The following is an 8007-nucleotide window of genomic DNA, read 5'->3' as shown; positions in this document are numbered from 1 at the left end:
CGCCGACACGACCCCGGCGGCTCAAGCCCGAGCCGCCGGGGTTTTTTTACGCGCCTCGCATGCGAGGCGGGGCCGCTCCCCTGCGCGCGGGTTCTCGATGCGCCAGCGCGGCCTACGAGGCGTCCGCGTAGTCCTGCCGCTGGGCCTTCATCTGCCGGCCCAGCGTCTGCAGCGCCCGCAGCGCCACGGCCATGCCGCGCCGCGTGTCCTCGTCACGCAGCAGGCCGATGAGGCCCGTCAGGCTGGGCGGCCGTTCTTCCCGCAGCGTGCGGGCGTGGGCGTCGCGCAATGTATTGGCGGCGATCCAGGCCGCGCTGGTGGCCTGCTCGGACAGCAGCGCCAGCTTTTCCACCATGGACTGGTCCAGCAGGTCCACCAGGTCCGAGGCCAGCGACAGCAGGTCGGCGATGTTGTCGAGCCGGCCGGCCTCGGCCAGCAGGCCCAGCCGGTCGGCCAGGGCGCGCGCGCCCGGCCCGCCGCCGAGGAAAGGGGCGGACGCGGGCGTGTCGGCGGGCAGCGCGGCGGTTCCTTCGTGTGGCGCGTTCATAGCATTCCCCTTGCGACGGCCCAGTACAGGCCGCGATTGAAGCCGTGGCGCAGCAGGCCGCCGAGCTTGGTGGGCGGCGTGGGCAGCACGTCGTGGGTGTAGTCGTACCAGAGCGGCATGCCGGCGTTCAGGCCCATCTGGGCCACCGCCTGCACCCGGCCGTCATAGGCGCTGCAGACCTGGCCCAACCGGATCTCGCCGGCGATGTTGTTGGCGATGACCGGCGCCTGGTTGTGGCAGGAGCCGCCGGCCTTGCTGACCGGCAGGTCGACCGTGTCGCCGATCACGTAGACGTTCTCCAGCCCGTAGACCTTCAGGGTCTCGTGGTCGGTCGGCAGCCAGCCCTCGTTGTTCTCGGCCTGCGACACGCCCGACTCCAGCACTACGTCCACGGCGCGTATCGGCGGTGTGGCCATGAGGATGTCGAAGGGCTGTTCGCCGCCTTCTTCCGAGTACGCGATGCGCCGTTCCGGATCGACCCGCGACAGCGTGAAGCCACGCTGGAAGCGGATGCCCTTCTGTTCGAAGATGCCGGGCAGCACCTCGCAGGTCGGGCGCTGCAGGAACAGGCAGTTGCGCAGCAGCTGCGAGGTGGTCGGGTAGGTGTAGACGATTTCCACCTTGTCGCGCACGCCGCGACGCCGCAGGTAGTCGTCCAGCATCAGTGTGGTCTCGATGGGGGCGATGCCGCATTGGTGCGGAACGTTGGGCGTCTTGGGGAAGGTGACGCTGACGAAGACCCGCCCGCGTTCGATGCGCGACAGGCGGTCCGCCAGCTGGCGGGCGGCGGCGTACTGGTAGAAGTGGTCGCCGGCTTCTTTCAGCCCTTCGATGCGCTCAGGGGATGGCACACAGCCTGTCGCGATGACCAGATAGTCATAGCCATGGCGTTGCCCGCTCTGCGTGGACAGTTCCTGACGGTCGAAATGAAAGCGCGTGACCTTGTCCACGCGGAATTCGATCTCGGGTCGCAGCAGGGAGCGTTCCGGCCGTTTCAGTTCTTCGCGGAAGAAGAGATTGAAGGCCACGTACATGAAGGCCGGCTTGTAGTAGTGATCCGGCGAATCCGAGAGCAGCGTGATGGAGACTTCGCCGCGCTGGATCTCGGGGTACAGCTTTCCGGCGAGCTGATTGGCCAGCATGGTGCCGCCTACGCCGCCGCCTACGACAACAATACGCTTGCTCATAAACCACCTCCAGGTAGAGAGAAGTTTCTGGGACCAAGTGCAATTGCGTCTGTTGGTGTAGCAAGCGAGGACGGCCGCGTCAACCGGTCCATGCGGCGCCAGGCGCGGCGCGGATGTCCGTTACGCGTCCGCGCCGCGCCTGGCGCTGGCCGGCTCAGTATCCGAGGGCCGCGTCGGCGCAGGTGTCGGGGCGACGTCCCGCCTGCAATGCCGCCAGGTTGTCCAGCGTCTGCCGCGCGATGGCGGCGGCCGGCGTGCGGGTGGCGATGTGGGGCGTGATCATCACCTTGGGATGGCGCCACAGCGGATGGTCCGGCGGCAGCGGCTCCTGCGGGGTGGCGTCCAGCGTGGCGTAGGAGAGCTGGCCGCTGTCCAGCGCCGCCAGCAGGGCGGCGGGGTCCAGGTGCTCGCCCCGGCCCGCGTTGACCACATGGGCGCCGCGCGGCAATCGGGCGAAGGTCGCGGCGCCCAGGAAGCCGCGCGTCTCGTCCGTCAGCGGCAGCAGGCAGACCAGCGTGTCGGCCTGGGCCAGCAGCGCCGGCAGGCCGTCGGCGCCGTGATAGCCCGTGATGCCCTCGGCCAGGTCGGGCTTGGGCGTGCGGCTCCAGCCCGAGACGCGATAACCCAGCGCCGCCAGCGCGCGCGCGGCGGCCAGGCCCAGCCGGCCCAGCCCGGCGATGGCCACGCGGTGTTCCGATGGCGGCACGATGGGACTCTCGCGCCACACGCCCCGGGCATGGTTGCGCACGTAGTCGGGGAAATGGCGGTGATGGTTGATCACCGCCCAGGCGACGTAGCTGCTCATGCCCGCCGCCATGCCCGCCTCGGCCACGCGGCAGACCGGCACGTGGCGCGGCACGGCGGGGTCGGCGTAGATGTGGTCCACGCCGGCGCCGATGGACTGGATCAGACGCAGGTTGGGCAGCGCGCCCAGCAGACCGGCGGGCGGCAGCCAGCATACCGCGGCGTCGATATCGGCCGGATCGCCCAGGTCGTCGGCGGTGCGCCAGGCGATGTCGGGCCGCAGCGCCTGGAACGCCGGCACCAGGTAGCGCATGTCCAGCACCCGGCTCAGCAGCGCGATACAGGGCGGCCGATCGGTGGCGTGCAGGGGCAGGGCGCTCATGCCGCGACCTCCGCCAGCCGCGCGTGGCCGCTGATGCGCGCGCGTCCGGAAACGATGCTGGCGAAGTCGGGCACGGCCCGCACCAGTTCACGCGTGTAGTCCTGGCCGGGCGCGCCGATGATCTGCGCGGCGGGCCCGCATTCGATGATGCGGCCCTGCTGCATGACGGCGATGCGGTCGCACATCTGCACCGCCACGCGCAGGTCGTGGGTGACGAACAGCATGCTCAGCTGGAACCGCCGGCGCACGCTGGCGAACAGCTCCAGCACCTGGGCCTGCACGGATACGTCCAGCGCCGACACCGGCTCGTCCGCCACGATCAGCTCGGGCTCGCTGGCCAGCGCGCGGGCGATGCCGATGCGCTGGCGCTGGCCGCCGGAGAACTCATGCGGATAGCGTCCGGCGGCATCGGGATTCAGGCCGACCAGCTGCAATAGTTCCGCCGCCCGGGCGCGGGCGCGTTCCGGCGCCATGCCTTGCGCCAGCGGGCCGGCCATGATCGAGCGGCCCACGGTATGGCGCGGGTTGAGCGAGGCCTGCGGGTCCTGGAACACCATTTGCACACGTCCCGGCGCGGGGCGCGCATTGCCCGCCTGGCCGTTGAAGAGGATCTGGCCGCCGTCCGGCGCCAGCAAGCCGGCGATGCAGCGGCCCAGCGTGGACTTGCCCGAGCCGGACTCGCCCACCAGGCCAAGCACCTCGCCGCGCTGGAGCGTGAAGCTGATGCCGCGCATGGCGGCGGTTTCGCGGCCGCGCCGGAACAGGCCGCCGCCGGACACATAGGTCTTGTGCAGGTCGCGCACGTCCAGCAATACCGGCTGGCGAGCGGCCTCGCGCGCCGCGTCGGGCATGCCGTGCGGGATGGCGGCGATCAGCTTGCGGGTGTAGTCGTGACGGGGATGGCCCAGCACCTCGGCGGCCGCGCCGGCCTCGACGATCTCGCCCAGCTGCATCACGGCCACGTGATCGGCGATCTGCGAGACCACGCCGAAGTCATGGGTGATGAACAGCACGGCGGTGCCGCGCTTGGCCTGCAGATCGCGGATCAGCTCCAGGATCTGCGCCTGGGTGGTGACGTCCAGCGCGGTGGTGGGCTCGTCGGCGATCAGCAGCGCCGGCTCCAGCATCAGCGCGCAGGCGATCATGACGCGCTGGCGCTGGCCGCCGGACAGGCGTCCGGGATAGCTGGCGGCGATGCCCTCGGGATCCGGCAGCCGCACGTCGCGCAGCGCGCCCAGGATGCGGGCGCGCTTGTCGGCGGGCGACAGGCGCAGGTGCGCGTCCAGCGCCTCTTCGAGCTGGTCGCCGATGCGCATCACCGGATTGAGCGCCGACATCGGATCCTGGAAGATCATGCCGATGCGGTTGCCGCGCAGCGCGCGCCATTGCGGCTCGGCCAGGGCCAGCAGGTCGTGGCCCTGGAACACGATGGCGCCGGCCACCGGCGCCACCATGGGCTGCGGCAGCAGGCCCATGACGGCGTTGGCGATCATGGACTTGCCGGAGCCGCTTTCGCCCACGATGCACAGCGTTTCGCCGCGACCGATGCGCAGGCTGGCGTCCTTGACCGCGAGCGGGCGGTCGGCGCCGGCCGGCAGGCGGATCGACAGGCCGCGGATGTCGAGCAGGGCGTCCCCGGATGGCGGGGCGGCGGCATGGGAGGTGACGAGGTTCATGCGCGGCTCCTGGGATCCATGCGGGTGTTCAGCCCGTCGCTCAGGCCTTCGCCGATCAGGTTCAGCGCCAGCACCGTCAGCAGGATGGCTACGCCGGGGAACAGGCTGATCCACCAGGCCTGGCGCAGCGCGGTGCGGGCCGCGCCGATCATGTAGCCCCAGCTCATCACGTTGGGATCGCCCAGGCCCATGAAGCTCAGGCTCGATTCCAGCAGGATGGCCGTGGCCACCATCAGCGAGCCCATCACCACGATGGGCGCGGCCGCGTTGGGCAGGATCTGGGTGATGATGATGCGCAGGTTCGATTCGCCCGCCAGGTGCGCGGCATGGACGAAGTCGCGGTGGCGCAGCGTCAGGAATTCGCTGCGCACCAGCCGCGCCACCGGCGGCCACGAGACCAGCGCGATGGCCGTGACGATGGACGCCACCGAGGGCTGGAAGATCGCCACCAGCACGATGGCCAGCGCGAAGCTGGGAATGGCCTGGAACAGCTCGGTGAAGCGCATCAGGCTGTTGTCGATCCAGCCACCGTAGTAGCCGGCCAGCGCGCCGACCGACACGCCGATCAGCAGGCCCGCCAGCGTCGAGACCAGCCCGATCAGCAGAGAGATGCGGGCGCCGTAGGCCAGCCCCGAGCCGATGTCGCGGCCCATGGTGTCGGTGCCGAAGGGCAGGCCGGCCAGGTCCAGCGGCGGCAGGAAGGGGCGCTGCACCATGGCCCAGGGATCGTGCGGCGCGACCAGCGGCGCGGACAGCGCCAGCAGCAGCACCACGGCCATCACGGCCAGCCCGGCCAGGGCGCCCTTGTTGCGGCGGAAACGCCGCCAGAATCCGTTGTTCATTGCAGTTCTATCCTCGGATCGGCCAGCGTGTAGAGCAGGTCGGTGATGATGTTGAACGCCACGGCCAGCGCCGCCGTGATCAGGAACGTGCCCAGCAGCAGGTTGTAGTCGCGCTGCACCAGGGCGTCGAACATCAGCCGGCCGATGCCGGGCCAGGCGAACACGGTCTCGATCAGCACCGTGCCGCCCACCATGGAGCCGGCCTGGATGCCGGCCAGCGTGATGACCGGCAGCAGCGCGTTGCGCAGGATGTGGCGGCGCTGGATGCGGCGCGGCGACAGGCCCTTGGCGCGGGCGGTCTTGATGAAATCCATCTGCGCCACTTCCAGCATGGCGGTGCGCGTCATGCGGGCATACACCGCCATGTAGAAGAGCGCCAGCGTGGCCGCCGGTAGCACCAAGTGACGGGCGATGTCGGCCGCGCGAGCCAGTCCCGCGTGGCCCGCGCCCACCGTCTCGAAGCCGAAGCCCGGCAGCCATTCCAGCTTGACCGAGAACAGCAGCACCCCCATCAGCGCCAGCCAGAACAGGGGCGTGGCGTAGAACAGCATCGATAGCGTGCTGACCAGGCTGTCGAGCCAGGTGCCGGCGCGGGCGCTGCTCCACGCGCCCAGCGCCACGCCCAGCGTCAGCGACACGACGAAGGCCGTCAGGGTCAGCAGCAGCGTCGCGGGCAGCCGTTCGCCGATCAGGCTCATGACCGGCCGTTGCTGGCGGTAGGAATCGCCCAGGTCCAGCCGGGCGGCGTGTCCCAGGTAGGTCGCCAGCTGCTGGGGCAGCGGCTTGTCCAGCCCGAAGCGTTCGCGCAGCTGCGCGACGAAGGCCTCGTCCGCCGCGCCGGCCTCGCCCGCCATGACGGCGGCCGGATCGCCGGGCGCGGCGCGGATCAGCAGGAAATTGATGACCGCGATCAGGGCCAGCACCAGCAGGCCCTGCGCGACGCGGCGCATCAGGTAAGCGAGCTTCTTCATGGCATTCCCCCTGTTGCCGGGCTGCGCGCCGTTCAGGCCAGCGTGGCGCGCGCCAGGCTATCGTTCAAGCCGATGCCGGAATTGATCAAGTTCTTGATGTTGTTGCGGTAGAGCGTGGGGAATTGCAGTTCCAGCAGCCAGGCCACCGGCACCTCGTCGACCAGGATGCGCTGCACCTCTTCGTACAGCGCGCGGCGCTTCTGCGGATCGGCTTCCTGCGCGCCGCGTTCGAACAGCTCGTCGACCTTGGGGTTGCTGTAACCCTCGACGTTGTTCCAGGGCGAGCCCTTGGCGATGGTGGACGTGAGGTAGTTGCGGCTCACGCCCAGCGCGGCGTCGCCGTATTGGTACAGGTAGCAGAAGGCGATGTCGTAGTCCCAGTTGGCGGTCTTCTCGCTCCAGCCGGCCACGTCGGTGGCGGTCATCTCCAGCTTGATGCCAACCTCGGCCAGGTTCTGGCGCGCGATCTCGGCGTAGCGCTGCCAGGTCTCGCCGTAGGGCAGCGGCAGCAGGCGCAGCGTCTGACCCTTGTAGCCGGCTTCCTTGAGCAGTTGTTTGGCGCGCGCCACGTCGCGCGGATAGCGCGTGACCTGGTCGGTGTAATAGCGCACGCTGCTGTTGAACGGCCCGGTGGCGACCTTGCCGAAGCCGTACCAGGCCACGTTGCGCATGGCCTCGCGGTCCAGCGCGTACATGATGGCGCGGCGCACGCGCACGTCGGCGAGCACCGGATGGCGGTTGTTGAGCCACATGAAGGAATGCGGGCCGAAGAATTCCCAGCCCTTGGTGGTGGTCTCGACATTGGGCAGCGCCTTCAGGCGCGCGATGTCGAAGTATTCGACGGTGCCGCCGGGCAGCACGTCCAGCTTGCCGGATTCGAAGGCGGCCGCGCGCGAGGCGGCGTCGGGGATCACGTGGAAGTACAGCGTGTCGACGCTGGGCAGGCCGGCCTCGTGGTACTGCTCGTTGCGCACCAGCTGGATGTACGAACCGCGCCGCCATTCCTTGAACTTGTACGGGCCGGTGCCGATGGGCGTGTTGTTGGCCGGGTTGTTCAGGTAGTCGGTGCCTTCGTAGATATGGCGCGGCACCATCGGCATGGTGCCGACCTCGAACAGCCCCAGGAACGGGCCGAACGGCCGGGGCAGGCGGAATTCGACCGTGTGCTCGTCCAGCGCCTTGATGCTGTCCACGAAGGCCAGCCCGGCGCGCAGGCGCGCGTGGGTCTTGCGCAGGAACTGGTCGACGCTGAACACCACGTCGTGCGCGTTGAAGGGCTTGCCGTCGTGCCACTGCACACCCTGCTTGAGCGTGAAGGTGTAGACGGTGGCCGCGTCGTTCACCGTCCAGGACGCGGCCAGGCCGGGCATGGGCTCAAGCTTGTCGTCGTAGCGCAGCAGGCTTTCGTAGATCTGGCCGCCGATCATCTGCGTGGGGCCGTTCTGCACGATGCCCAGCATCAGGCCCGGCGGCTCGGGTTGCACGGCGATGTTGAGCACGCCGTTGCGCGCGGCCGCGGCCCAGGCGGGCAGGGCGGTCGCGCCGCTCAGCCAGCCGGCCGTGACGGCGCTCGAGATCAGAAAGTCGCGTCGGTTCATGAGGTTCTCCTGGTGACGGGGCCGGGGCGGCGGTAAAGAAAGCGACGCGCGCCGTTCAGG

At 69.7% G+C, this 8007-nt stretch carries 7 protein-coding genes; all 7 read right to left on the bottom strand.

Features of this window, described 5'->3' with window-relative positions; all coding sequences use genetic code 11:
• Positions 1 to 112: 112 nt before the first annotated feature.
• The 7 genes from AC6LJ5_RS29275 to AC6LJ5_RS29245 all read right to left on the bottom strand — a co-directional run bounded on the left by AC6LJ5_RS29275 (position 113) and on the right by AC6LJ5_RS29245 (position 7947).
• Complete coding sequence (locus tag AC6LJ5_RS29275) at positions 113 to 547, bottom strand: DUF1641 domain-containing protein (RefSeq protein ID WP_103275222.1); 435 nt, start codon at positions 545 to 547, stop codon at positions 113 to 115.
• The gene (locus AC6LJ5_RS29270) at positions 544 to 1734 is read right to left on the bottom strand and encodes an NAD(P)/FAD-dependent oxidoreductase (RefSeq protein WP_103275221.1); all 1191 of its coding nucleotides are present in this window, start codon (positions 1732 to 1734) and stop codon (positions 544 to 546) included. Before AC6LJ5_RS29270 ends, AC6LJ5_RS29275 begins: the two co-directional genes overlap by 4 nt.
• Before the next feature lie 154 nt (positions 1735 to 1888).
• Positions 1889 to 2860: a 2-hydroxyacid dehydrogenase gene (locus tag AC6LJ5_RS29265; RefSeq protein ID WP_498142337.1), complete on the bottom strand. Its 972-nt coding sequence runs from the start codon at positions 2858 to 2860 to the stop codon at positions 1889 to 1891.
• Positions 2857 to 4536, bottom strand: a complete 1680-nt coding sequence (locus AC6LJ5_RS29260; RefSeq protein WP_498142336.1) for a dipeptide ABC transporter ATP-binding protein — start codon at positions 4534 to 4536, stop codon at positions 2857 to 2859. The genes AC6LJ5_RS29265 and AC6LJ5_RS29260 overlap by 4 nt, the downstream gene beginning before the upstream one ends.
• Positions 4533 to 5378 carry an ABC transporter permease gene (locus AC6LJ5_RS29255; protein ID WP_498142335.1) on the bottom strand — a complete coding sequence of 282 codons (846 nt, stop codon included), beginning with the start codon at positions 5376 to 5378 and terminating at the stop codon, positions 4533 to 4535. Before AC6LJ5_RS29255 ends, AC6LJ5_RS29260 begins: the two co-directional genes overlap by 4 nt.
• A complete protein-coding gene (locus AC6LJ5_RS29250) occupies positions 5375 to 6349 on the bottom strand; it encodes an ABC transporter permease (RefSeq protein WP_103275217.1) in 975 nt (324 codons plus the stop codon). Before AC6LJ5_RS29250 ends, AC6LJ5_RS29255 begins: the two co-directional genes overlap by 4 nt.
• Before the next feature lie 32 nt (positions 6350 to 6381).
• Positions 6382 to 7947, bottom strand: coding sequence for an ABC transporter substrate-binding protein (locus AC6LJ5_RS29245; RefSeq protein ID WP_498142334.1), 1566 nt, complete (start codon positions 7945 to 7947; stop codon positions 6382 to 6384).
• Positions 7948 to 8007: the final 60 nt, after the last annotated feature.

Source organism: Achromobacter sp. 1011791174 (assembly GCF_059760925.1).
This window is presented reverse-complemented; position numbering and strand designations above follow the sequence as displayed.

Excerpts from the sequence above, each read along its gene's own strand:
- AC6LJ5_RS29275 (WP_103275222.1), bottom strand. The coding sequence starts at position 547 with ATGAACGCGCCACACGAAGGAACCGCCGCGCTGCCCGCCGACACGCCC.
- AC6LJ5_RS29270 (WP_103275221.1), bottom strand. The coding sequence starts at position 1,734 with ATGAGCAAGCGTATTGTTGTCGTAGGCGGCGGCGTAGGCGGCACCATG.
- AC6LJ5_RS29265 (WP_498142337.1), bottom strand. The coding sequence starts at position 2,860 with ATGAGCGCCCTGCCCCTGCACGCCACCGATCGGCCGCCCTGTATCGCG.
- AC6LJ5_RS29260 (WP_498142336.1), bottom strand. The coding sequence starts at position 4,536 with ATGAACCTCGTCACCTCCCATGCCGCCGCCCCGCCATCCGGGGACGCC.
- AC6LJ5_RS29255 (WP_498142335.1), bottom strand. The coding sequence starts at position 5,378 with ATGAACAACGGATTCTGGCGGCGTTTCCGCCGCAACAAGGGCGCCCTG.
- AC6LJ5_RS29250 (WP_103275217.1), bottom strand. The coding sequence starts at position 6,349 with ATGAAGAAGCTCGCTTACCTGATGCGCCGCGTCGCGCAGGGCCTGCTG.
- AC6LJ5_RS29245 (WP_498142334.1), bottom strand. The coding sequence starts at position 7,947 with ATGAACCGACGCGACTTTCTGATCTCGAGCGCCGTCACGGCCGGCTGG.